Below are 24863 nucleotides of genomic sequence, written 5' to 3'. Positions count from 1 at the left end.
GCATATTCTGTGCCAATGCCTTCGCGCGTGCAGGGATTTTTGCGTTGACCCATCCGGCTGCCTGGTGCCGGGTCTGTCTTGCCAGCTTCCTACAATGCGCTTATACCCTTCAAAGAAAAACCCATGGTTCCCCATCTCATTACTGCGCTGACCGGCCCTATCAATGAACTGGAGCAGCGCATCCTGGACTCCATGCCCGCGATTGAGCGCTGGTTTCGGCTGGAGTGGATGGAGCACACCCCGCCGTTTTATTGCGCGGTGGATATCCGCAACGCCGGTTTCAAGCTGGCACCGGTGGATACCAACCTGTTTCCCGGCAGCTGGAACAACCTGACGCCGCAAATGCTGCCCCTGGCCGTACAGTCGGCCATGGCCGCCATCGAGAAGATCTGTCCCGAGGCCAAGAACCTGCTGCTGATTGCCGAAAACGATACGCGCAGTACCTTCTACCTGGCGAACCTGGCGCAGCTGCAGCGCATCTTCCACATGGCTGGCCTGAACGTACGCATTGGCTCCATCAGCCCCGACGTAAAGGAAGCCAAGACCATCAATTTGCCGAATGGCGAGCAGGTCACACTGGAGCCGGTGGTGCGCAGCAAGCGCCGCCTGGGTCTGAAGGACTTCGACCCTTGCACGATTCTGCTGAACAACGACCTGTCGGCCGGCCCTCCGGGCATTCTGGAAGACCTGCACGAGCAGTACCTCCTGCCGCCGCTGCACGCGGGTGGCTCGGTGCGGCGCAAAAGCACCCATTTCCGCAGTTACGAAGAGCTGGCCAAGCGCTTGGGCAAGCTGCTGGGCATAGACCCCTGGCTGATCAACCCCATGTTCAACCAATGCGGCGCGGTGGACATGGCCGAAGGCCACGGCATGGACTGCCTGACCACCAATGTGGACGCCTTGTTGGGCAAGATCCGGCGCAAATACAAGGAATACGGCATCCATGAGAAGCCCTTCGTCATCGTCAAGTCAGACTTCGGCGCCCCCGGCATGGGTATTTTGACGGTGCGCGACGTGAAGGATCTGGCCGTGTTGCACCACCGTGCCAAGACCCGCAAGGACGATCTGCCGGTGCGCGACACCATCATCCAGGAAGGTGTGTTGACCAACGAGCGCATCAACGACGCCGTGGCCGAGCCCGTGGTTTACATGATGGACCGCTACGTGGTGGGCGGTTTCTACCGCATCCATGCCGAGCGCGGGGTGGACGAATACCTCAACGCACCGGGTTCCAGCTATGTGCCGCTGGCCTTCGCCGAAAGCGCCCACCTGCCCCAGGTGGGTGTGCGCCCCGGCGCCAGCGCGCCGAACCGTTTTTACATGTATGGCGTGGTGGCGCGCCTAGCCATGGCGGCAGCCAGCTATGAGCTGGAAGCCACCGACCCGGACGCTGAAACCTACGATTGAAGCGGCGGGGGGGAATGAGTTGCTGCATTGCAACATTTTTTCAATTCCCCCCGAATAGACAGTCTGCCCGGCTTGAAAGCGCTTGTGCAAGGCGCAAAATACGCTTCCCAAAGTTTATGGAACCCCGCTGACCTTATGGAGGTCGTCCCCGCGGGACCTTATTTGTGCAAAGTTCAAAATCTTCGCTTACGGCGCTCACACTTGGTGCACTCGGTGTGGTCTACGGCGATATCGGTACCTCTCCCCTCTACGCATTCAAAGAAGTTTTTGCCCACGGCCATGTGCAGGTAAGCGAGTTCAATGTGCTCGGCGTCCTGTCCCTGTTCTTCTGGGCTCTGATGGTGGTGGTGTCACTCAAATACGTGGTGCTCATCATGCGGGCCGACAACAACGGTGAAGGCGGGCTGATGGCCCTGCTGGCGCTGGCGGCGGAGTCGGTCAAGACCAGCCCTCGTCTGCGACAAGCTTTGCTCATGCTGGGCGTGTTCGGCCTGGCACTGTTCTTTGGCGACGGCGTGATCACCCCGGCCATCTCCGTGCTGTCGGCGGTCGAGGGTGTGGAAATCATCACACCGGGCGCAGCGCCTTACGTGAAAGCCATTTCCCTGGTGATCCTGGTGCTGCTGTTCATGGTGCAGCGCCGAGGTACGGGTGACATCGGCAAGTTTTTCGGCCCGGTGACACTGCTGTGGTTTGGGTTGCTGGCGGTGATGGGTGTCGCCCAGATCCTGCGCTACCCCGCCGTGCTCATGGCCTTGTCGCCTATTTACGCGCTGAAATTCTCGTTTCAGAACCTGCACATTGCCTTCATTACGTTGGGCGCGGTGTTCCTGTGCCTGACCGGAGCCGAGGCACTGTATGCCGACATGGGGCACTTTGGCAAGCAGCCCATCCGTATTGCCTGGTTTGCGGTGGTGATGCCGGCGCTGACGCTCAACTATTTTGGCCAGGGCGCGCTGGTGTTGATGGACCCTGCGGCTGTTGACAACCCCTTTTACCTGATGGTTCCCGACTGGGCACTGATTCCGACTGTGGGCCTGGCGACTGCCGCCACGGTGATCGCCTCGCAGGCGTTGATTTCCGGTGCCTTCTCAGCCACCAAGCAAACCATCCAGATGGGCTATCTGCCGCGCCTGAGCATTTTGCACACCTCGGTACGCGACACCGGGCAAATCTATGTGCCGGTAGTCAACTGGACCCTGCTGGCCGGGGTGGTGGCGGCGGTGCTGATGTTCGGCTCGTCCGATGCGTTGGCTGCGGCCTACGGCATTTCGGTTAGCCTGTTGATGGTCATCACCACCGCGCTGACCTTCTTTGTGGTGCGCTACGGTTGGGGTTATTCCCTGCCGTTGTGCTTGGCTGCGACCGGTTTCTTCCTGGTGGTGGATGTGGTCTTCCTGGCGTCCAATTCGCTGAAGATACTGCAAGGCGGCTGGTTTCCGCTGGCCATGGCTATTGTTCTGTACATCGTGATGTCCACCTGGAAGGACGGCCGCCGACTGCTGGCCCTCAAGCAGCGTGAAAATGCCATGGACCTGCAAAGCTTTCTGGACTCGGTGTTTATCAGCCCGCCCATGCGCGTGGAAGGCACTGCCGTGTTCATGACCGCTGACAAGGGCATGGTGCCCAATGCCTTGCTGCACAACCTCAAACACAACAAGGTGCTGCATGAGAACAACCTCTTTGTTACCGTGCACAACCACCCGATTCCCTGGGTGGGCATGGACAAGCGCCTGGAGGTGATCGCCCTGGGCCACAACTGCTGGCAGGTCACCATCCACTACGGCTTCAAGAACGGCCCGGACGTTCCACGTGCCCTGGAGCTGATCCGCGGCCGTGGTTGCGAGCTGGAGGTCATGACCACCAGCTACTTCCTGTCGCGCGACACCGTCATCCCCACCCTGGGCGGCGGCATGGCGCCCTGGCGTGAAAAGCTGTTTGCCCAGATGCACCACAACGCCAGCGACGCGGCCGACTTCCTGCGCCTGCCCAACAACGCGGTGGTTGAGCTGGGCTCCAAAATAGAAATTTAGCCGCACCGCCAGGGTGCGACAATCCGGTCCGCACAGTGCCCCGGGCCCCCGGGGCTTTTCCGATTTGCCGCTTGCTTCCGGACCCATCCCACCGTGTTGTCTTCCCCATCCCTCCTGGATTTCGATGTCTTGATCGTGGGCAGCGGCCTGGCCGGCCTGAGTGCCGCGCTGCTGCTTGCCCCCACCCACCGCGTAGCGGTACTCACCAAGCGTGGCCTGAACGACGGCGCCAGCGCCTGGGCCCAGGGCGGTATTGCGGCGGTGCTGGGCCAGGGCGACAGCTTCGCCGCCCATGTGGACGACACCCTGGTGGCCGGCGGCGGCCTGTGCGATGTGGACGCCACCCGCTACGTGGTCGAGCACGCGCCCGAGTGCATTGCCTGGCTGCAGTCCATGGGTGTGCCGTTTTCCATGGAAGACGGCCAGCTGCACCTGACCCGCGAGGGCGGCCACAGCCACCGCCGCATCGTGCACGCCACCGATGCCACCGGCGCGGCCGTGCAGCAGACCATGATCGAGCAGGTGCTCCACCACCCGCACATCAGCCTGTTTGAAAACCACACCCTGGTGGACCTGATCGTGGGCAGCAAACTGGGCCTGGCCGAGCAGGGCTGCGTGGGACTGTATGCGCTGGACGGTGACAGCGACACCGTGCGCACCTTCAGTGCGCCCAACACCATCCTGGCCACCGGCGGCGCGGGCAAGGTGTATCTGTATACCTCGAACCCCGATACCGCTACCGGCGACGGCATTGCCGCCGCCTGGCGCGCCGGCTGCACGGTGGCGAACATGGAATTCATCCAGTTCCACCCCACCTGCCTGTACCACCCACAGGCCAAATCGTTTCTGATCACCGAGGCCGTGCGCGGCGAAGGTGGGCGCCTGCTGCGCCCCGACGGCAGCCGCTTCATGCCCGAGCACGACGAACGCGCCGAGCTGGCCCCGCGCGACGTGGTGGCCCGCGCCATCGATTTCGAGATGAAAAAGGGCGGCTTCGACTGCGTCTACCTCGACATCTCGCACCAGCCCAAGGAATTCTTGCTGGAGCACTTTCCCAACATCTACGCGCGCTGCCTGGAGCTGGGCATCGACATTTCGCGCCAGCCCATCCCGGTGGTGCCCGCCGCCCACTACACCTGCGGCGGCGTGCTGACCGACCTGCAGGGCCGCACCGGCGTGCCCGGCCTGTACGCGCTGGGCGAAACCGCTTGCACCGGCCTGCACGGCGCGAATCGCCTGGCCAGCAACTCGCTGCTGGAATGCATGGTGTTTGCCCGCGCCGCCGCCCAAGCCCTGGCCCTGCTGGACCGCAAACCCGCACCCCAGCTGCCAGACTGGGACGACAGCCAGGTCACCGACAGCGACGAGCTGGTCGTGCTGTCGCACAACTGGGACGAGCTGCGCCGCTTCATGTGGGACTACGTGGGCATCGTGCGCACCACCAAACGCCTGGAGCGCGCCGCCCACCGCATCGCCCTGCTGCAGAGCGAAATCCACGAGTTCTATGCCCGTTTCCACGTCACCCGCGACCTGCTGGAGCTGCGCAATCTGGTGCAGGTAGCCGACCTGATCGTGCGCAGCGCCCGCTCCCGCCTGGAAAGCCGCGGCGGCCACTTCAGCCGGGACTACCCGGAGCTGGCGGCATCGTCTGAGCCCACCGTGCTGGTGCCGTAATTGTCAGGTACTGGCGGGCGTGAAGGAGTCTCGTCCATGAATGCCGATGCATTTGCAGAGAACGGTTTTGCGCTTGTGCCAGAAGTGTTTTCTGTTGACGAGTGCGGTGCCATTGCGGGGAAGCTGGCGCTCGACGCTGGTACGAGTGGTACCCGCTGCCTTTTGCAGCAGGCTTGGTGCGCTGTGCTGGCTCAGCGCTTACGCCAACATACGGTTTTATCTAACTTGATTGGCCCGAAATTGGTGGCCGTCCAATGCACCTACTTTGAAAAATCGGCTGAGCGTAATTGGTTGGTGGCTATCCACCAGGATTTGAGTATTCCCGTGGCAGAACATGTGGATGCCCCTGAACTGCGTGGCTGGTCAGAAAAGGAAGGCGCATTGTTTGTGCAGCCGCCCATAGCCGTATTGGAGCAATTGGTCGCAATACGTTTGCACCTCGATGTGTGTGGTACGGAGGATGGCCCGTTACGGGTTGTGTCAGGCTCCCATCTTGCTGGGCGAATAGATTCAGCTGAGGCCCTCCGTATGCGAGATGCCGTGGGCGATATCGCCTGTCCCGCGGACCTGGGCGATGTCTTGGTGTTGCGTCCCCTGGTTCTGCATGCATCTTCTAAATCTAGAGGATTGAGCCGCAGGCGCGTTCTTCATTTTGTGTTTGGGCCGTGTGAATTGCCACATGGCCTGCAGTGGCCGCGTACAGCGTAATGTGAAAATTTTTGTGAAATCGTGTCCTGACGCAGGCACTACCTGCGCCAGCAGCTACAAAAACCGTAGCTAAACCAAATCCGCGTCTATCCAGCCGCGCAGGCTGTTCAGGAACGCCAGGGCCTGTACCCGCGGCAGGTCGTCTACCCGTACCACGGCTTCTTCCAGCCGGCCGTCGGCCAGCGCTACGGCCCGGCCTATGCCGCCCAGCAGGCCGCAGGCCAGCGGTGGCGTGACCCAGCGGCCGTCCAGCAGCAGGGCGATATTGCCGCGTGTGCATTCCGTGATTTCGCCAGCCGGGCTCCACAGCAAGGTGTCGAACACGCCGGGCGGCGTAGTGAATGCGTCGTAGTGGGCGCGGCGGGTGGTTTTGAAGCGCACGAATTCGCCATAGGCCTCGGCCAGTGGGCGGTCCGCCAGCTGCAGTCGCACGCGCGCGGGCGAGGCTTCAAGCGCATAGGCCTCGGCGGTAGCATGGCCTTGCGCGTCCAGCAGCAAGCGCACGCGCCAGGACTTTTCTGGGCGGCCGGCGATCAAATTGTCCAGGGTGTGCGCGACATGCTCTGGGTTCCACGGCGTGCCGAAATGCGCGGCCGCCTGGGCCATCCGCGCCAGGTGCTCGGCGCGGTTGCGCAGCGTGCCATCGACCAGGGCCAAGGTTTCCAGCAGCGCGAACGGCGCACTGGCGCGCTGCACGAAGGCCTGTTTGTTGGCCCATTCCTGCCACTCGCCTTCGGCGCTGGCGTCGGAGGTGATGCCGCTGCCGATGCCGCATTGCGCGTGGGTGCCGCGCAGGGTCACGGTGCGGATAGGTACGTTGAAGGTCGATGTGCCGCCCGGCTGCACCACGCCGATGGCGCCGCAGTAGACGCCGCGCGCGCTGGGTTCCAGCGATTGGATCTTGCGCATCGCCTGCACCTTGGGCGCACCGGTAACCGAGCCGCAGGGGAATAGCGCGGCAAATACCTCGGCCAGGCTGCAGCCGGCACGGGTGCGGGCACTCACATCCGAGGTCATCTGCCATACCGTCGGCAGCGCCTCGGTATGGAACAGCCGTGGCACTTGGACGCTGAAGGGTTCGGCGATGCGCGACACGTCGTTGCGCAGCAGGTCGACGATCATCACGTTCTCGGCCCGTTCTTTGGGCGACGTGCGTAGCGCTGCGGCCAGTGCTGCATCCTCGGCCTCGGTCGTGCCGCGGCGTGCCGTGCCCTTCATCGGGCGGGCCAAGATATTGCCGCCGCGCCAGTCGAAAAACAGTTCGGGCGAGACCGACAGGATTTGCATATTGCCGGTATGGCCGGTATGGCCGGTATCGATGAACGCTGCATAGCCGCCCGGCTGGGCACGCTGCAAGGCGGCGAACAAGGCCTGCGGTGCGCCGCAGAAGCGGCCCCGCATCTGCGCCGTCAGGTTCACCTGGTACAGCTCGCCGTCGGCAATCGCCTGCAGCAGCGTTGCCATCGCGGCATCGAAATCCGTACGGGCGATAAAGCCTTGCCAATCGATCTGCGCAGTGCCCACAGCAACCTCAGGCCAGGGCAGAGGTTCGTCGTACACCGCGAACCAGGCCAGCGGACCATCGGCTGCATGCACGGCCAGCGCCGCATCGAAGGCCGGCGCGGCCTCGTACTGCAGATAGCCCACGCTCCACAGGCCTTGTGCGCTGGCGGCCTGCACGGCATCCAGCAGCGGCCGCACCTGGTCCAGCGTGTGGGCTACCAGCGTCCGCAGCGGCGTGCCAAACGCGTGGCGCAGCCGCGGCGCGCCGGGCTGCGACGGATCGCTGAAGTCGACCAGCGCGGTGATACCGTCCATCAGGCTGCGCCGATATGCGGCACCAGGCCGGTGGTGGGCTGGCCGGACTTGAGGGCTGCGGTGAAGGCCAGCATGCGGTCGATGGGCACGCGGGCGCGCAGGCCCAGCGCGGGGTTGATGTGGATCTCGTTGGTGCCCAGCTCCAGCACCTGGGCCAGGCCGGCCAGGCCGTTCATCGCCATCCAGGGGCAGTGCGCGCAGCTCTTGCAGGTGGCGCTGTTGCCGGCAGTGGGGGCTTCGATGAACAGCTTGTGCGGGTTCTGCGTGCGCAGCTTGTGCAGCATGCCGTTGTCGGTGGCAACGATGAAGGTGGTCGCGTCCATGGTGCGGGCCGCGTTCAGGATGGCCGAGGTCGAGCCCACGGCATCGGCCAGTGCCACCACGTCGGCCGGCGACTCGGGGTGTACCAGTACCTTGGCTTCGGGGTGCTCGGCCTTCAGCGCCTGCAACTCGAAGGCCTTGAACTCGTCGTGCACGATGCAGGCGCCGTTCCAGAACACCATGTCGGCGCCCGTTTCGCGCTGGATGTAGCTGCCCAGGTGCTTGTCGGGCGCCCACAGAATCTTGTGGCCCTGGTCTTTCAGTGCCCGCACCACGTCGAGCGCGCAGCCCGAGGTCACCAGCCAGTCGGCGCGGGCTTTGACCTCGGCGCTGGTGTTGGCGTAGACCACCACGGTGCGGTCCGGGTGGGCGTCGCAAAAGGCATTGAATTCGGCGCTGGGGCAGCCCAGATCCAGCGAGCAGGTGGCGTCCAGATCGGGCATCAGGATGCGCTTTTCCGGCGACAAAATCTTCGCTGTTTCGCCCATGAAGCGCACGCCGGAGACCACCAGGGTCTGCGCCGCATGGTCGCGGCCGAAGCGTGCCATCTCCAGCGAATCGCTGACCAGGCCGCCGGTTTCTTCCGCCAGGTCCTGCAGATCGGGGTGCACGTAGTAGTGCGACACCATCACCGCGTTGCGCTCCTTCAGCAGGCGGCGGATGCGGTCCTTCAGCGCCAGGCGCTCGGCCGGGCCGGGCTCGACCGGCACGCGGGCCCAGGCGTGGCGCGGGGTGCAGGCCGTGCCCTCTGCCGGCTGCTCGTATTCGACTTCCATCATCGTGTGCATGGCCGTCTCCTCACAGGTCCAGGAAGCGCATCGAATAGTCGGTGGCCTTCACGTCCTTGGTCAGGCCGCCGATGGAGATGCGGTCCACGCCGACTTCGGCAAGACTGCGCAGGCTCTCCAGCGTGACGCCGCCAGAGATTTCCAGAACGGCTTTCTGCGCGCCGCGTGAGGCGTTGCGGCGCACGGCCTCATGCAGTGTGGCCAGGTCCATATTGTCCAGCAGCACCATGCGGGCGCCGGCGTCCAGCGCCTCGTCCAGCTGGGCCAGGGTTTCGACCTCGATCTCGATGAAGCTGGCCTGCTGGGCCAAGGCGGCAGCGCGCTGCAATACCTGGGTCACGCCGCCAGCGGCTGCGATGTGGTTCTCTTTGATCAACACTGCGTCATACAGGCCGATGCGGTGGTTGGTGCCGCCGCCCACGCGCACCGCGTATTTCTGCGCCAGGCGCAGGCCGGGCAGGGTTTTGCGGGTGTCGACGATGTGGGTGCCGGTACCGGCCACGGCCTGTACGTGCAGGGCGGTGCGGCTGGCCACGGCGCTGAGCAGCTGCAGAAAGTTCAGCGCGGTGCGTTCGGCCGTCAGCAGAGCCTGGGCTGGGCCGTGCAGTTCCAGCACCACCTGGTCGGCGGAGCAGCGCTCGCCTTCATGGACCAGCCAGCGCCAGGTGGCGGTGGGGGCGATCTGGCGTAGCGTGGCTTCCACCCAGGGGGCGCCGCAGACGGTGGCGGCTTCGCGCGCCAGCACGCGGGCATGGACCTGCCGGGCCGGGTCTACCAGGGCGGCGGTCAGGTCGCCGGAGCCCACGTCTTCGGCCAGGGCGCGGGTCGCGTCGGACTCGGCCAGGGCCTGGATCTGCGCGGGAGAAAAGTCAAAAACCGTTGTCTTCATTGTTGTGGAGCGAGGGTCGGGCAGCTAGGAAGGAACGGAAGTGTGTCACATCCGTGTCGCACTTTTGCCGCCATGGGCTTGCAAGACTGGCACTATGTGCCATATGCATACCCCTGAAATCGAACTCCAGCGCCTGCTGACCTTGCAGCGCCAGGCCCATGCGGCCGACCCGGTACCTGCTTACGCGCTGCGCCTGGACCGCTTGCAGCGGCTGGATGCGCTGCTGGAGAAGCATGGCGAGCATTTCACGGCCCTGGTCAGCCAGGACTTTGGCAACCGTTCGGCGGTGGAGACCCGGCTGACCGAGCTGCTGCCGGTGCGCGGCGCGATACGCCATGCGCGCCGCCATCTGCGTGCCTGGATGCGGCCCCGGCGGGTGGCGACGGCGCTGGCTTTCTGGCCCGGGCGCAGCCGCTTGCTGGTCCAGCCGCTGGGCTTGGTGGGCATCGTCAGTCCCTGGAACTACCCGCTGCTGTTGGCCTTGTCGCCGCTGGTGGATGTGCTGGCGGCGGGGAACCGGGCGCTGCTCAAGCCGTCCGAGCTCACGCCCTTGTTTGCCGATGCGCTGCAGGCCGCAGTGGCCGAATTTTTTGCGCCCGAAGAGGTGGCGGTGCTGACCGGCGACGCGGCCCTGGGCCAGGCTTTTTGCGCCACACCGTTTGACCACCTGGTGTTCACCGGCTCCACCGCCGTGGGGCGGCTGGTGGCGCAGGCGGCAGCGAAGAACCTCACGCCGGTGACGCTGGAGCTGGGCGGCAAGTCGCCGGCCATCGTGGATGCGTCTTGCGATCTGGGCCAGGTGGTGGACCGGCTGGCCTGGGGCAAGCTGATCAACGCCGGCCAGACCTGCATCGCGCCGGACTACGTGCTGGTGCCGCGCGCTCAGCAGGCGGCTTTGGTAGATGCGCTGCGCGCCAGCATGCAGCGCCTGTACCCGCGCTTCCAGGGCAACCCCGACTACACCAGCATCGCCAGCGACCGCCATCTGCAGCGCCTGCACGCCTTGGTGGACGACGCGCGCCAGCAGGGCGCCAGGGTGGTGGAGCTGGAGCCGTCCGCCGTGCCTGGCGTGGGCCGCCAGTTGGCGCCGGTGCTGCTGCTGGATGTGCACGCCGGCATGCGCGCGCTGCAGGAGGAAATCTTTGGTCCCATCTTGCCCATCGTGCCTTACGACACGCTGGCCGAGGCGATTGCCTATGTGAACGCCCGTGACAAACCGCTGGCCCTGTACTGGTTTGGCACCGACACGGCGCACCGCGACCAGGTGCTGGCACAGACCCAGTCGGGTGGCGTGTGCATCAACGATTGCCTGCTGCACCTGGTGCAGGACGGTCTGCCGTTCGGCGGTGTGGGGCCGTCGGGCATGGGGCATTACCACGGGGAATATGGCTTTCGCCAGTTCAGCAAGGAAAAGCCGGTGTTCCTGCAGTCGCGCTGGTCGGCGGGCGGCCTGGTGTATCCGCCGTACCGGCCGTCCATCCAGCGGCTGCTGAAGTGGATGGGCCGGCTGAACTAGGGTTTGCTATGGTTTAAATAGCTGCTCGCGCAGGTGTTACCTGCGCTGGAGCCTGTTTTTCTTTAAATGTCTCAGGACGCTGCATCCGGCTCCCAGCCGCCGCCCAGGGCCAGAAACAGTAGCACCTGGTCGTCGGCCAGCTGGGCCTGGGACGCGGCCAGGGCGGCCTCGCTGCTGGCCAGGGCGCGCTCGGCGTCCAGGGCTTCCAGGTAGCCCGTCTTGCCGTTGCGGTAGAGCTGGCGGGCTTGCTGGGCCACGGCGGCGTTTTCTCGGGCGGCAGCTTGCAGCGCGGCGTGGCGGTCGAGTTCGCGGGCGTAGTTGTTCAGGGCGGTCTCGGTCTCGCGCAGGGCGGTCAGCACCGTACCGTCGAACTTGGCCAGCGCGCCACGGGTGGTCGCCTCGGCCTGGGCGATGCGGGCCTGTACCACGCCGTTGATGGGGATGCTCCAGCTGATCAGCGGGCCTATGCCCCAGCTCAGCGTGTCCTTGCGGCCAAAGCCCACGGCCTCGCCTTCGGACGCGCCTTGCAGGCCAAAGCTGATCTTGGGGTACAGGTCGGCCGTGACCACGCCGATGCGGGCCGTGGCTTCGGCCAGGTTGCGTTCGGCCTGCCGGATGTCGGGCCGGCGGCGCAGCAGGGCCGCACCGTCGCCCACTGGCAGCGTGCCGGCGACTTGCGGCGGCGTGCTGCAGCCGGCCACGTCGCGCGGGAAGTCCTGCGGCAGCGCACCGGTGAGTGTGGCCAGTCGGTACAGCGCGCTTTGGCGCTCGGCCTGCAGCGGCGGCAGGCTGGCGTTCAACTGCTGCAGCTGGCCGCGGGCGCGGCCGGCGTCCAGGCTGCCGGCGCGGCCGGCTTGCTGCAGCTTCTCGGAGATGTCTACCGCCTCTTTTTGTAGGGTGATGGATTTCTCGGTGGCGGCGATGCGCAGCCCGCTGGAGCAGACCTCGGCATAGGCGCGGGTGGTGCCGGCGGCCACGTTGATGCGGGCCAGGTCCAGTGCGGCCTGGGCGCCATCGCCGGCGGCGTTGGCGGCCTCGATGCCGCGGCGGATCTGGCCGAACAGATCGACCTGGTAGGACAGGCCGGCGCTGGCGCTGTACAGATAGCTATTCGGTGGCTCGTAGTCTTTGTGTAGCAGCGACAGGCCGGACACATGGCCGAACTCGGGGCCGGCCTTGGCGTTCAAGCTGGGCTTTTGGGCGCCGGCAGCTTCGTTTTCCAGGGAGCGCACACGCTCCAGGTTGGCCACGGCCTGGCGCAGGTCGGTGTTGTGCTCCAGGGCCTGCTGCACCAGCCGGTCCAGCAGCGGGTCCTGGTACAGCCGCCACCAGTGGGCGGGCAGGGGCTGGGCAGAGAACGGGGCCTGCCCGTCCACACCGGCAAAGGGCTTGGTGGCGGCTGGCTGGCTAGCCAGCGCCTGTGGCGGCAGCTGGTAATCGGGGCCTACGGGGGCGGTGCTACAGGCCGCCAGGGATGCCAGTGCGGTTGCAGCCAGCAAAGCCAGCAGCGGCCGCATGGGTGTAGGGCGGAATATCGCTTGCATGGCTTCAACCTTTGGGTGCGGCCGGTGCGGCGTTGCTGGCCAGGGGCTTGGTTTTTTCGGGCGTGGCCTCTTCCTGCACCTGCACGGTGACGGTTTCGCCGGCCACCAGGCGCACGCCTGCGGGCAGTGGGTCCAGCTGGATGCGCACCGGTATGCGCTGCGGCAGGCGCACCCAGTTGAAGGTCGGGTTCACATTGGGTAGCAGGTTGCTGCTGGGGCTGCGGTCGTGGTCGGCAATGCCCGCGGCCACGCTTTCCACCACGCCGGGCAGGGCTGCGCCGCCGCCCATGGGGGTCACGCCCACGCGGTCGCCCACGTGGATGCGGGCCAGCTTGGTTTCTTCAAAGTAGCCCTCTACGTAAAAGGAGCGTTCGTCCACCAGGGCCAGTACCGGGTGGCCGGCGCTGGCGTAGCTGCCGGTGTGTAGGTCCAGGTTGGTGATCCAGCCGTCGCTGGGCGCGCGCACCAGGGCGCGTTCCAGGTTCAGCCGGGCGGCGTCGACCGCCAGTTCGCCCTGGGCCACGGTGGCCTGGGCCTGGTCGGCGCGGGTGCGGGCTTGTTCGCGCAGCTCTTGCGACACCAGGGTGCCCAGGCCGGCATCGCGCTCGCTTTCGCGTTGCGCCTGGGCCAGGGCAATGCGCTGGGCACCCAGCACGGCCTGGGCCTGGCGCAGGGCCAGCGCGTAGCGGGCGCGGTCCACTTCAAACAGCAGCTCGCCGGCATGCACCTGCTGGTTGTCGTGCACGGCGACGGTGGTGACCAGGCCGGACACATCGGCTGCCACCTGGACCACATTGGCGCGCACCCGGCCGTCGCGCGTCCAGGGCGCCAGTTCATAGTGGTCCCACAGGCGCAGCGCGGCCCAGATGGCGGCGGCCACCATCAGCAGGGTGATGAGGATGCGGGCGCCGCGCAGGGCCCAGGTGGTGGGGGTGGAGGTAGAGCTTGTCATGATGAACTTAGTGCAAAAGAGCGGAGGCGCGGCTGATCGCATACAGCAGCAGCACATACAGGGCGAGGTCGAACAGTGCCGGGTGCCAGACCCAGCGGTACAGGCCGGCGCTGGCCAACAGCCTGCGCACGCCCCAGAGCGCGAACAGGGCGCCCAGGGCCAGCAGCATCAGCCAGGGCAGGTACAGGCCGTAAACATTGGTTTGGCCGATCATGTGGGGGCTCCTTCGGGGCTGAGTGCCGCTGGGGCATGGGGAAACAGGTTGCGGCGCAGGCCGACCAGCGCAGTCACGGCGTTGCGGCCGTCGGCATGCGGGCTGGCCAGGGCGGCGGCCAGGCTATGGTCTATATGCGCCAGCAGGCTGGCAGGCCAGGGGCTGCTGCGGCCGGCGCCGCGCTGGCGGAAGAAGCGGGCCATGCTGACCAGTACCGTGCCGACGGACTGCGCCGGCAACTGGTCGCGGCTGCCCTGCAGACCAGCGATGTCCATGCCGACACGCAGGTCGCGCAGGGCGTCATTCGTCACCAGGTTCGGGTCGTCTGGACTGGCCAGGGCCACGCGCGGCGCCAGCAGGCCGATGCGGTCCAGCATGCGCACGGTGTAGTCGGCATTGCCTGGCGCGCCGCGGGCGGCGGCCATGTCGCCCAGTTCGCGCCAGATGGCGCGCTGGATGCGGCGGGCGCTCCATTCCGCACCTACCGAGCGAACCAACCGGGTCACCCGGGCGGCCACCACAATGCCGACGATCTGTCCGGCCAGGGAGTTGAAGAACACCGCCAGGTCCACATTCGAGGTGTCGTGCAGCGACAGGGTGCCGGCCACGCCGAACAGCAGGGCGAGTGCACTGCCCATGGTGGCGGGGCGGGCCATGTAGCAGCCAGCCAGTAGAAACAGCGGTGCGCAGACCATCACCAGCATGCCAAAGTCGTGCACCAGGGGCAGCAGTACCAGCACGTAGACGATGGAGATGGGCATGGACCACAACGTGAATTTCAGGAAACCGTGGATGGCCGGCACCGGGTCATCCATGCTGGCGAAGAAGCTGCAGAACACCGCAGCCATCATCGCGGCGGCCGAGCCGGAGGACCAGCCGGTGGCGATCCAGAAGGCACTGCACAGGCAGATCGCCAGCACTGCAGCCAATGCCGACAGCAGGGCCATGCCGTAGTCGCGGTGCAGCACGCGGTTGCTGCTGGCCTGGTGGCGTGGCATGGCTGTACCCGACAGGCCGGCGTCGATGTCGCGCCGCAGCTGGGCGCAGGCGCGCCAGCCTTGCACCAGTTCTTCCAGCCCGGCGGCCAGGCCCATGCGCAACGCGCGCTCCCAGGCTGGTAGTGCGGGTTGCTCGGCGATGGCATGGATGGCGGCTTGCAGCGCGGGCAGTTCCGCCGACTGGTCTGGCGTGGCAGCTTCCAGCCAGCGGCCTATCTGTGCCAGCAGCGCGGAGACGTCGGCGCTTAGCGTGCCGCCTTGGGCTTGCTCCAGCGCGGCCAGCCGGTCTTCGACGGAGGACAGCGTGGGCGTCAGCGCGGCGACGCGGTCCTGCATGGCGCGGATGGCGTCGGCGGTCCAGCGCAGATGGGTGGTGTCAAACGGTACGTGGGTAGACAGCAGGCGCAGCTGGGTGATGTCCATCGCCGGCCGGCGCCGGTCGGCACCCAATGCGTGCGGGTCGTGGCTACCTTGGCGTGGGCCGGGGCGCAGCAGGTCGCGCAACCAGCGTTGGGCGTCGCCCAGGGTGCGGTCCATCAGCCCCAGCAGGGTCGGAGCCAGGCTGGTGGGCAGGACGATGCTGTGCACCAGGCTGGCGCAGAGGATGGCCAGGCCGATTTCTTCCACCCGGGCCACGGCGGTGTCGAACATCTGCAGCGGCGCCTGCACCGAGGGGAAGCCGATCAGCGCAGCGGTGTAGCCGGCCAGCAGAAAGATGTAGGCGCGCGGTGTGCGGTCGAGCAGCGAGATAAACAGGCACAGGCCGGTCCACAAGGCCAGCGCCAGGGTCAGCAGCTCGGGTGCGTTGGACAGCGTGGGCACCAGCAACACGGCAGCGCTGCTGCCCAGCAAGGTGCCCAGGAAGCGGAACAGCGCCTTGGAGCGCACTGCGCCGGCCAGCGGGTTGGCCACTACGTAGGCCGTCAGCAGCGTCCAGAACGGGCGCGGCAGGCCGGCCCGGTTGGCGATATACATGGCCAGCATGCCGGAGCCAAAGGTCTTGAGAGAAAACAGGACTTCGGCATGGCTGAAGCGCGGCAGCTTCATGGCGTGTCGGCTTTGGCGGGGACTGCCATGCCGAGCTCGGCACTGCTCTTGCGGCCCAGGCGTTGTTCCAGCGTGGCAAAGACGCGCAGGCAGGCGGCCACGTCTTCGTCGCTGACGCCTTCGTACAGCACGGCGCGCATGTCTTCCAGGGCGGCTTCGATGTGGGCGCGGGCGACTGCACCGGTCGGCGTCATGTGCAGCGTCTTGGCGCGGCGGTCGGCTGGGTCTTCCTGGCAGCTGATGAGGCCGGACTTTTCCAGCTGGGCAATGGAGCGCACCAGGGACGGGCCTTCGATGTTCAGCAGGTTGGCCAGGACACCCTGGCGCAGGCCGTCGCCATGGCGGCCGATCATCACCAGCGGCAGGGCCAGTGCCTGCGACAAGCCGGCGTGGGCCACGGTCTTGTCCACCGCCGCCCTGTAGCCGCGCTGCAGGCCGGCCAGGGACACCGACAAAGCCATCAGGGACGCCGTGCGCTGGGCGCTGTCTGCGGGGGATGGGGTGGACATGGTGGAATATTAAATTAGTTAGCTTGCTATCTAGTTTAGCGGGTTTTGCGATTTCGTGCGTCGGGGACAATGCCGCATGCGATTTTTCAGAGACACCAATCTTTCGGCCGCCACCGCCGGCTTTGTGGCCGTGTTGGTGGGTTTCACCAGTTCCGTGGCCATCGTTTTCCAGGCCGCGCAGGCCTTGCACGCTACGTCCGAGCAAACCACCTCCTGGATGTGGGCGCTGGGCCTGGGCATGGGGCTGTGCACGCTGCTGCCATCGCTGTGGCTGCGCATGCCGGTGATGGTGGCCTGGTCCACGCCCGGTGCGGCGGTGGTGGCTACGGCGGCAGTGGCTGGGGGCTTCAGCATGGCCGAGGCGGTGGGGGCTTTCATGGTCAGCGCGGCGCTGATCACGCTGTGTGGCGTGACCGGCTGGTTCGAGAAGGTGATGGACCGCATCCCCATGGCGATCGCCGCCGCGCTGCTGGCCGGCGTGCTGGCGCGCTTCGGGATGAACGGTTTTGCCGCCGCCCAGAGCGCCTTGCCGCTGGTGTTGCTGATGCTGGCCGTGTACCTGCTGGCGCGGCGCTGGCTGCCACGTTATGCGGTGGTGCTGACGCTGCTGGTTGCTATTGCTTTTGTAGCTGCTCGCGGAGAAGTGGCGGGCGCCAGCATCGTATTTTCCTTGGCAAGCCCGGTGTGGGTCACACCGCAGTTCAGCTGGGCTGCCACCATCGGCATGGCCTTGCCGCTGTTCGTGGTGACCATGGCCTCACAGAACCTGCCCGGCGTGGCGGCGATACGCGCGGCCGGCTACCCCATGCCGATCTCCAAGCTGATCAGCATCACCGGCCTGGCGACGCTGGTGCTGGCGCCGTTTGGCGGCTATGCGCTGTGCCTGAGCTCCATCACCGCCGCCATCTGCATGGGCCCCGAGGCGCATGCCGACAAGGCCAAACGCTATACCGCCGCCGTGTCGTGCGGCCTGATCTACGTGTTGATCGGCATCTTTGGCGCGGCCATCACCGGCCTATTGACAGCCTTCCCGCGCGAGCTGATCGCCGCCATCGCCGGGCTGGCCTTGCTGGGCACGATTGGCAATGCGCTGTCGGCGGCGCTGCACGACATCCAGCACCGCGAGGCCGCTACCATCACTTTCCTGGTCACGCTCAGTGGCGTGGTGATAGCCGGCGTCGGCTCGGCCTTTTGGGGCGTGGTGGCCGGCGCGCTGGCGCTGTTTGTGCAACAGTACCGCCGTCCCGCTGTGTGACATCCTGTTTGAAAGCTCCCATGAATATCCTCTTCGTCGCCGACCCGCTTGAGTCTTTCAAGATATACAAAGACAGCACCTTCGTGATGATGCGCGAGGCCCAGCGCCGCGGCCACACCATCTCGGCCTGCGAGCCGCTAGACCTGCAGTGGCAGACCGGCGGCGTGGTGACGGCCCAGGTGCGCGACATCCACCTCACGGGTGACAAGACCGACTGGTTCAGCGTCAGCCAGCCGCTGTTTGCGGGCAGCCCGCGCGCGCTGAAAGACTTCGGCGCCATCATCATGCGCAAGGACCCGCCGTTCGATTCCGAATTCTTCTACGCCACGCACCTGCTGGAGCAGGCCGAGCGCGAAGGCGCCAAGGTCTTCAACAAGCCGCGCGCGCTGCGCGACCACCCGGAAAAGCTGGCCGTCATGGAGTTCCCGCAGTTCAGCGGGCCGACGCTGGTGACGCGCAGCGCCGAGGCGATTCGCCGCTTCCATGCCGAACACAAGGACGTGATCCTCAAGCCGCTGGACGGCATGGGCGGCATGGGCATCTTTCGTGTCAAGGAAGACGGGCTGAACCTGGGCAGCATCATTGAGACGCTGAACAAGAACGGCGCCGAGAGCGTGATGGTGCAGAAGTTTCTCCCTGCCATCGCCCAGGGCGATAAGCGCGTGCTGGTGATTGGCGGCAAGCCCGTACCGTTTTGCCTGGCACGCATTCCGCAGGGCGGTGAGGTGCGCGGCAACCTGGCCGCCGGCGGCAAGGGCGTAGCCCAGCCACTGTCGGCGAGGGACCGCGAGATCGGCGAAGCCCTGGGCCCCATCCTGGCCGCGCGCGGCCTGCTGCTGGTGGGCGTGGATGTGATTGGCGACAGCGTGACCGAGATCAATGTCACCAGCCCCACCTGCTTCCAGGAAATTTTCGACCAGACCGGCTGTGACGTGGCGGCGCTGTTTGTCGACGCGCTGGAAGCCGCGCTGGCCTAGCGCGGCGCCGAAAAGCCTGACTTTATTCACGCTGCGGCCGAAAGCCCGCGGCAGAGGGTAAATCCGCGCAAGCAAGAGTTGTTTGTGCGCGTGGTGGGCACTTATCATCTTTGTAAACTTCCAGCCGCCCATTGATGCCAGAACAAACCCCACCCGGTCCCGACCCTGCCAGCCTACAGCGCTGGCTGGTGGGTATGGCCATGCCGGTGTGTGTCAAGGATGCTGGCAGCCGCTACCTGTTCGCCAACCAGGCGTTTGAAGCCTTGTTTGGCACGACCGGCGATGCATTGCGTGGCGGCCACGGCGAGCCGGTTTTTTCGCCGGAGCAGGTGGCCGATTCTCTGGCCGCTGATGCCAAGGTATTCGCCAGCGGCGTGACGGCTTCTTTTGAGTCGGTGTATTGCAGCCCTGTGGATGGGAAAAACCGCCTGCTGCACAGTCTGAAAACGCCGCTGTTTGACGCTGCGGGCCAACCGCAATTCTTGATCGAAGTCATACAGGACGTGACAGATAGCCGCCAGGCCTATGCTGACCTGCAGGCCTATGACCAGCGCTTCCGCGATCTGGTGGATTTCACCGACGGCATTGTGTGGGAGGCTGAAGCCACTACCTTCAACAACACCTTCATCAGCAAAAGCGCCGAGCGTCTGTTGGGTTATCCGTCGGAAGACTGGCTGACGCCTGATTTCTGGGCCAACCACATCCATCCGGAAGACCGCCGGCATGCCATGCAGTATTCATCCGACTGCATTGCCCGTGGCGAGGACCATGAGTTCCAGTACCGCTTCATCAAGCGGGACGGCAGCGTGGTGTGGATACACGACAGCACCAAGATCGCCATGCAGGACGGCAAACCCAAATGGCTGCGCGGGATGATGGTGGACATCACCGCGCGCCAGCAGGAGCAGCAGCAGTTGCGTGTCAGCCACCAGTCGCTGAAGGCGATCTCGCAAGGCGTGGTGATCGCCGACCCGCAGCAGCGCATCGTGTCGGTGAACGACGCCTTCTCCAGCATCACCGGCTACGCTCCCGCCGAGGCCATGGGCCGGACCTGGGACTTGCTGCAGGGGCCGGATACGGCCCTGGATTCCGTGGATGCGATGCGCCTGAACATGGCCTACGGCTCGAACTACTACGGCGACATCCTGCACTACCGCAAGGACGGCAGCACCTTCTGGGACGAGTTAACCATCTCGCCGGTGCGCGATGCGCGGGGGACCTTGACGCATTTCATCGGTGTCATCCGCGACAACACCAAGCGCCACCAGAACGAGGAGGAAATCCGCCGTCTGGCGTTTTACGACCCGTTGACCGGCCTGCCGAACCGGCGCCTGCTGCTGGACCGGCTGCGCCATGCCCAGCTCGGCACCGCCCGTACGCTGCAACATGCGGCCGTGTTGTTCCTGGATCTGGATAACTTCAAGCAGCTCAACGACACCCTGGGCCATGATGTGGGCGACATGCTGCTGCAAGAGGTGGCGCAGCGGCTCACCTCCTGTGTGCGCGAAGGCGACAGCGTGGCGCGGCTGGGGGGCGACGAGTTTGTGCTGCTACTGGAAGCACTGAGCCCGCATGGCCCGGAGGCCGCAGCCCAGGCCGAGATGGTGGCCAGCAAGATTCTGCACACCCTGGGCGAGCCCTATGCGCTGGGCAAACACCGGCACCACAGCACGCCCAGCATAGGCATCGTGGTTTTCGTCCAAGACAACGAATCCATCGACGAGCTGTTGAAGAAAGCCGACATCGCCATGTACCAGGCCAAAGCGGCGGGCCGCAACGTGGCGCGTTTTTACGAGCCCGCCATGCAGGCTGCCGCGGCGGCCCGGGCGCAGCTGGAAAAAGACCTGCGCCAAGGGTTGGTGCGTGGCGAGTTCCTCCTGTACTACCAGGTTCAGGTGGAAACCCATGCTGACGGCACCGTGCGCACCATTGGCACCGAAGCGCTGGTGCGTTGGCAGCATCCGACACGCGGCCTGGTGTTGCCCGCCGCGTTCATTCCGATTGCCGAAGAGTCCGGCCTGATCCTGCCGCTGGGTCAGTGGGTACTGGAAGCCGCCTGTGCCCAGCTGGTGGCCTGGGCCAGGCAGCCGGACACGGCGCACTGGACGGTGGCGGTCAACGTCAGCGCCGCACAGTTTTCCAAGGCCGACTTCGTGTCCACCGTCAGCACCGCGCTGCAAGCGACGGGGGCCAACCCGGACCGCCTGAAGCTGGAGATCACTGAAAGCATGCTGATGCATGACGTGGAGGAGGTGGTGGCCAAGATGAATGCCATCAAGGCTTACGGTGTACGCATGTCGCTGGATGACTTTGGGACAGGCTTTTCCTCGCTGAGCTCCTTGAAGCGCCTGCCGCTGGACCAACTGAAGATCGACAAATCCTTTGTGCGCGACCTGCTGACCGACCCCAGCGATGCCGTCATCGCCCGCACCATCGTGGACATGGGCCACAGCCTGGGTTTGCGCGTGGTGGCCGAGGGTGTGGAGACGCAAGGCCAGCATGCATTCCTGGCCAATATAGGCTGCGATGCCTACCAGGGCTACTACTTCGGGCGGCCCGTGCCCAGCAGCCAACTGGTGTTGCCAATACAGCGCGCGGCATAGGCCCGCAGCGGTCAGGGCAGGTTGTAAGGCGTCACCACCTGCACGGCGGACGAGGTGGTTGAGATGCCGGCCGGCGCCGCACCATGCGCCGCCATGATGTGCAAGCAGGCCTGGCGCATGTCTTGTTGCAGATCGTGGTGCAGCACGGCCTGCAGAGTGCCGTCGCGCAGTAGCGCCAGGTTGTCGGCATCTAGGTCGTGGGCGATGAACACCCGGCATGGGCGCTGCAGCTGCGCGAAGGCTTGCTGTATCGCCGCGTTGGCGCCGCCAATGGAATACACCGCTTCTACATCCGGTAGCTGCTTGAGCCGCTTGCGCACCAGGGCTACCGTGGCATCGTGCAGTCCTAGTCCCTCGCTTACCTCGTGCAGCACCAGGTTTTTGAACTGGGAGCGCACGGCCTGGCGAAAGCCAATTTCCCGCTCCTCCTCGCCCCGGAAGCGGTTGCTGCTGATGGACACCAGCACGCCGGTTTTGCGCTTACCCAGCCACTGCGACACCAGGTAGGCCGCGGTGTGGCCGGCGGCGCGGTTGTCCATGCCCACATAGGCAAGGCGTGCCGAACCCGGCAGGTCGGTCACCAGCGTCACCACAGGAATGCCCTTGGCCTGCAGGCGGGCAACGGCTTGGGATACCTCGGGCACATCGGGGGCCTTTAGCAGCACGCCGTGGCTACCCTGCTGCAGGATCTTGTCCAGCGTGGCCACCAGCTGCGTGGTGGCTTGGTCCTCGCCCAGGTGGTAGCGGGCGCGGAAGATGGCCGGGTGCAGGCCCGGCAGCACCTGCTCCAGCGCCGTGCGTACCAGCAGGCTGAAGCGCTGTGGCGCCTGCATCACCACATCCACCCAGAACTTGCGCCCCACCAGGCCGACCTGGTTCTTCTGCCGGTCCAGCTCCTGCAGCGCCTGCTCCACCCGCCGCACCGTGTGCTGGCGCACACCACCGCGCTGGTTTAACACCCGGTCCACCGTGGCCAGACTGGTGCCGGCCTGCGAGGCGATGTCTTTCAGAAGGTGCGTATGGGCCATTTTTTGATGGATCTTTGAGGTGTTTTTGAAGGCTTTGAGTCCCTATTATTCATCTGCAATACCTACACTGGCGCATCTTTCACCGATGGACTCCAGCCATGCCCTCCCTGCAAAACGACACAGCCGCATCCCGCTCGCACCACTGGCTCAGACCCGAAGACTGCACGGTGGCCGAGCTGGATGCGGTGCTGCGCACCCCCGCCAATCCCGCCGATTACCCGCTGGCCAGCGGGGTGGACATGGGCGTGCCGCAGTACGACTGCGTGCAGTTGCGCCAGCAGATGGCGGCGACTTCCCAGCCGGTGCTCTTCCAGCAGCAGCTGATGGCCGAATGGAGCTGGGTGTGGAGTGACGGTCCGGGCGTGCTGGCCTTGCAAGGCCTGTTTGCCGACCTGGCCGTGGTGGACGCCGCCACCGCCGTGTTCTTGCGCATGATTGCCGCCGAGCGACTGCTGGGCGCCAAGGCTGACCATTTCGCCAAGCCTGGCGCCAACGACCGGGTGTGGAATGCGCTGGAGAAGTTTTGTGTGGAAGCGCCCGAGGTATTCGCCGCCTACTACGGCAATGAGCTGCTGGCACTGGTCTGCGAGGCCTGGTTGGGCCCGGCCTACCAGATGACCTCGCAGATCAATAGTGTGAACCCTGGCGGCGCAGCGCAGATGGCGCACCGCGACTACCACCTGGGCTTTTTGACCGCCGCGCAGGCGGCGCGCTACCCGGCGCCGGTGCACCGCCTGTCGCCCTATCTGACGCTACAGGGCGCGGTGGCGCACGTGGACATGCCGCTGCACAGCGGCCCCACGCTGTACCTGCCGCATTCGCACAAATACCTGCCGGGCTATCTGGTGGCGGGTCAGCCGGAGTTCCAGGCGTATTTTGATGCCCACCATGTGCAGCTGCCGCTGCGCAAGGGCGATGCGGTGTTTTTCAACCCCGCGTTGATGCACGCCGCGGGCCATAACCGATCTACCGATATCTGCCGTATGGCAAATCTGCTGCAGGTGTCCTCAGCCTTCGGCCGCGCCATGGAGTCGGTGGACCGGCAGCGCATGGTGCAGGTGCTGTACCCGGCGCTGCGTGCACTGCAACAGGCGGGTGCTGTAACGGACGCAGCCCTGGCCTGCGCCGTCGCCGCCTGCGCCGAGGGCTATGCCTTCCCGAGCAATCTGGACCGCGATCCGCCCCTGGGTGGTCTGGCGCCGGAGAGCCAGCAAGGCCTGGTGTTGCGCGCCCTGGCGGAGCAGTGGCCGGCGCCGCAATTGAACCAGGCTCTGCAGCAGCAAGCGGACAAGAAGAAAACCACGTCCTAGGTTTGGGTGGTTTCAGCTGCGTGGACGGCGCATGTGCGGTGGCATGCCCCGTCACCGGAGTCACACTGATGCGCTATTGATTTGGTAGCTGCTTGCGCAGGTATTTCCTGCGCCAGAGGTGTATTTGACTTGAAGCCGCTAGCTGACCAGTGCGCCGTCCACAAACACCTTCAGCTCGCCCGGTGCGAAGGCCGTCCAGGCCTCGTTGGTGGTCAGCGGCGCGGTGGCCACCAGGGCCACGCGGTCCTGGGCGGTGGTGTGTTCGGCAAAGTTGACGCTCAGGTCCTCGTCCTTCAGCGTGGCGTGGGCGAACGGATGCTGGCGCTCCAGGTAGTGCAGCTGCGTGGAGGCATGGGCCCACAGCGCCTCGCCGTTGCTGAGCAGGAAGTTGAAGGTGCCGTGGCGGGCGATGCGCTGGCCCAGCTCGCGCAGGGTCAGGGTCAGCTCGGCTACGCTGGGCACGCCAGCGTGGGACTTGGCCAGCTCTTGCATCACCCAGCAGAAGGCGCGTTCGCTGTCGGTATTGCCCACCGGTTGGAAGCTGCTGTGCAGGCGGGGGTGGAAGTCTTTCAAATCACCATTGTGGGCAAACACCCAGTAGCGGCCCCAGAGTTCGCGCACAAAGGGGTGGCAGTTCTCCAGCGCTACCACGCCTTGCGTGGCTTTGCGGATGTGGGCGATGACGTTGCGGCTCTGGATCGGGTAGCGGCGTATCAGCTCGGCCACCGGCGACTCGCAGGCCGCCTGGTGGTCCACGAAATGGCGCAGGCCCCGGCCCTCAAAAAAGGCGATGCCCCAGCCGTCGCTGTGATGGTCGGTGCGGCCGCCGCGTTCGGCGAAGCCGCTGAAGCTGAACACCACGTCGGTCGGCGTGTTGCAGTTCATTCCCAGCAGTTGGCACATGGGGTCAGTCTTTCGGCGTGCAGAGGGGGCCCGCAGCACAGCGTGGGCACAGGCAGGCCCGGTTCAGTGCCTCGGGTGGCAACTGGGCTAGCGCCTGCGGGGCCACGCTTTGTGTTGTGCACCAGCACGGGGGTTGCGCAATGCCGCTGCTGCGCTCCAGTTCCAGGGCGCAGTGGTTGGCCTGACCGCACAGCGGGCACTGGCTGGGGAGGCGGGCTGTAGGGGGCGTATCGGCGGGCATGGGGAATCTTAAGGCGAAGGGGCTGGCCGGCTGGGGTTTAGGTAAAAAACGGCCTGATTAGCTACCTGCCTCAGAGTATCGAAGAACAGTCAATGGAAGTGGCCGGGTCGTCACAGCCGCGCGCAGCA

At 65.6% G+C, this 24863-nt stretch carries 20 protein-coding genes; 9 read left to right on the top strand and 11 right to left on the bottom strand.

Annotated features, from left to right (window positions below):
• Positions 1-123 precede the first annotated feature (123 nt).
• The 4 genes from gshA to AC07VY_RS24775 all read left to right on the top strand — a co-directional run bounded on the left by gshA (position 124) and on the right by AC07VY_RS24775 (position 5822).
• Positions 124-1407, top strand: coding sequence for a glutamate--cysteine ligase (gshA, locus tag AC07VY_RS24790; protein ID WP_495076860.1), 1284 nt, complete (start codon positions 124-126; stop codon positions 1405-1407).
• A 164-nt stretch (positions 1408-1571) separates the two neighbouring features.
• On the top strand, positions 1572-3440 hold the full coding sequence (locus AC07VY_RS24785) for a potassium transporter Kup (RefSeq protein ID WP_495076859.1): 1869 nt from the start codon (positions 1572-1574) through the stop codon (positions 3438-3440).
• A gap of 93 nt (positions 3441-3533) precedes the next feature.
• Positions 3534-5114, top strand: a complete 1581-nt coding sequence (gene nadB / locus AC07VY_RS24780; RefSeq protein ID WP_495099839.1) for an L-aspartate oxidase — start codon at positions 3534-3536, stop codon at positions 5112-5114.
• A gap of 36 nt (positions 5115-5150) precedes the next feature.
• Positions 5151-5822 carry a phytanoyl-CoA dioxygenase family protein gene (locus AC07VY_RS24775; RefSeq protein ID WP_495099840.1) on the top strand — a complete coding sequence of 224 codons (672 nt, stop codon included), beginning with the start codon at positions 5151-5153 and terminating at the stop codon, positions 5820-5822.
• Positions 5823-5891: 69 nt separating this feature from the next.
• Here AC07VY_RS24775 and pabB read toward each other — a convergent pair whose 3' ends face one another.
• From pabB to nadC, 3 genes are read right to left on the bottom strand one after another with little or no spacing between them, the layout of a single operon-like run.
• Complete coding sequence (gene pabB, locus AC07VY_RS24770; RefSeq protein ID WP_495099841.1) at positions 5892-7640, bottom strand: aminodeoxychorismate synthase component I; 1749 nt, start codon at positions 7638-7640, stop codon at positions 5892-5894.
• Positions 7640-8749 (bottom strand): quinolinate synthase NadA, encoded by a 1110-nt coding sequence (gene nadA / locus AC07VY_RS24765; protein ID WP_495099842.1) that lies wholly within the window; start codon positions 8747-8749, stop codon positions 7640-7642. Before nadA ends, pabB begins: the two co-directional genes overlap by 1 nt.
• A gap of 10 nt (positions 8750-8759) precedes the next feature.
• Positions 8760-9638 (bottom strand): carboxylating nicotinate-nucleotide diphosphorylase, encoded by an 879-nt coding sequence (gene nadC, locus AC07VY_RS24760; protein WP_495099843.1) that lies wholly within the window; start codon positions 9636-9638, stop codon positions 8760-8762.
• 103 nt (positions 9639-9741) lie between these two features.
• Here nadC and AC07VY_RS24755 point away from each other — a divergent pair, with 103 nt between their 5' ends.
• Positions 9742-11154, top strand: coding sequence for a coniferyl aldehyde dehydrogenase (locus AC07VY_RS24755; RefSeq protein ID WP_495099844.1), 1413 nt, complete (start codon positions 9742-9744; stop codon positions 11152-11154).
• Between the two features lie 71 nt (positions 11155-11225).
• Here AC07VY_RS24755 and AC07VY_RS24750 read toward each other — a convergent pair whose 3' ends face one another.
• The 5 genes from AC07VY_RS24750 to AC07VY_RS24730 are packed head-to-tail and all read right to left on the bottom strand — an operon-like array spanning position 11226 to position 16418.
• Positions 11226-12671, bottom strand: coding sequence for an efflux transporter outer membrane subunit (locus AC07VY_RS24750; RefSeq protein WP_495099856.1), 1446 nt, complete (start codon positions 12669-12671; stop codon positions 11226-11228).
• Positions 12672-12702: 31 nt separating this feature from the next.
• Positions 12703-13650: an efflux RND transporter periplasmic adaptor subunit gene (locus AC07VY_RS24745; RefSeq protein WP_495099845.1), complete on the bottom strand. Its 948-nt coding sequence runs from the start codon at positions 13648-13650 to the stop codon at positions 12703-12705.
• 7 nt (positions 13651-13657) lie between these two features.
• A complete protein-coding gene (locus AC07VY_RS24740) occupies positions 13658-13864 on the bottom strand; it encodes a DUF1656 domain-containing protein (RefSeq protein ID WP_495099846.1) in 207 nt (68 codons plus the stop codon).
• Entirely contained in the window at positions 13861-15909 is a 2049-nt protein-coding gene (locus AC07VY_RS24735; protein WP_495099847.1) for an FUSC family protein, read from the bottom strand. The genes AC07VY_RS24740 and AC07VY_RS24735 overlap by 4 nt, the downstream gene beginning before the upstream one ends.
• A complete protein-coding gene (locus AC07VY_RS24730; RefSeq protein WP_495099848.1) occupies positions 15906-16418 on the bottom strand; it encodes a MarR family winged helix-turn-helix transcriptional regulator in 513 nt (170 codons plus the stop codon). Before AC07VY_RS24730 ends, AC07VY_RS24735 begins: the two co-directional genes overlap by 4 nt.
• 76 nt (positions 16419-16494) lie before the next feature.
• Between AC07VY_RS24730 and AC07VY_RS24725 the strand changes: the two genes are divergently transcribed.
• The 3 genes from AC07VY_RS24725 to AC07VY_RS24715 all read left to right on the top strand — a co-directional run bounded on the left by AC07VY_RS24725 (position 16495) and on the right by AC07VY_RS24715 (position 21253).
• Positions 16495-17673: a benzoate/H(+) symporter BenE family transporter gene (locus AC07VY_RS24725; RefSeq protein ID WP_495099849.1), complete on the top strand. Its 1179-nt coding sequence runs from the start codon at positions 16495-16497 to the stop codon at positions 17671-17673.
• 20 nt (positions 17674-17693) lie between these two features.
• Positions 17694-18650, top strand: a complete 957-nt coding sequence (gene gshB / locus AC07VY_RS24720) for a glutathione synthase (RefSeq protein ID WP_495099850.1) — start codon at positions 17694-17696, stop codon at positions 18648-18650.
• A 134-nt stretch (positions 18651-18784) separates the two neighbouring features.
• The gene (locus tag AC07VY_RS24715; protein ID WP_495099851.1) at positions 18785-21253 is read left to right on the top strand and encodes a sensor domain-containing protein; all 2469 of its coding nucleotides are present in this window, start codon (positions 18785-18787) and stop codon (positions 21251-21253) included.
• A gap of 11 nt (positions 21254-21264) precedes the next feature.
• Here AC07VY_RS24715 and AC07VY_RS24710 read toward each other — a convergent pair whose 3' ends face one another.
• Positions 21265-22281: a LacI family DNA-binding transcriptional regulator gene (locus tag AC07VY_RS24710; protein WP_495099852.1), complete on the bottom strand. Its 1017-nt coding sequence runs from the start codon at positions 22279-22281 to the stop codon at positions 21265-21267.
• Positions 22282-22379: 98 nt separating this feature from the next.
• Between AC07VY_RS24710 and AC07VY_RS24705 the strand changes: the two genes are divergently transcribed.
• Positions 22380-23591 carry a phytanoyl-CoA dioxygenase family protein gene (locus AC07VY_RS24705; RefSeq protein WP_495099853.1) on the top strand — a complete coding sequence of 404 codons (1212 nt, stop codon included), beginning with the start codon at positions 22380-22382 and terminating at the stop codon, positions 23589-23591.
• 138 nt (positions 23592-23729) lie between these two features.
• Here the strand turns inward: AC07VY_RS24705 and AC07VY_RS24700 are convergent, their stop codons facing one another.
• Positions 23730-24494: a class II glutamine amidotransferase gene (locus tag AC07VY_RS24700; RefSeq protein WP_495099854.1), complete on the bottom strand. Its 765-nt coding sequence runs from the start codon at positions 24492-24494 to the stop codon at positions 23730-23732.
• Between the two features lie 4 nt (positions 24495-24498).
• A complete protein-coding gene (locus AC07VY_RS24695; RefSeq protein WP_495099855.1) occupies positions 24499-24735 on the bottom strand; it encodes a cysteine-rich CWC family protein in 237 nt (78 codons plus the stop codon).
• Positions 24736-24863 lie beyond the last annotated feature (128 nt).

It is taken from the genome of Rhodoferax sp. GW821-FHT02C08, from assembly GCF_059421805.1.
This window is presented reverse-complemented; position numbering and strand designations above follow the sequence as displayed.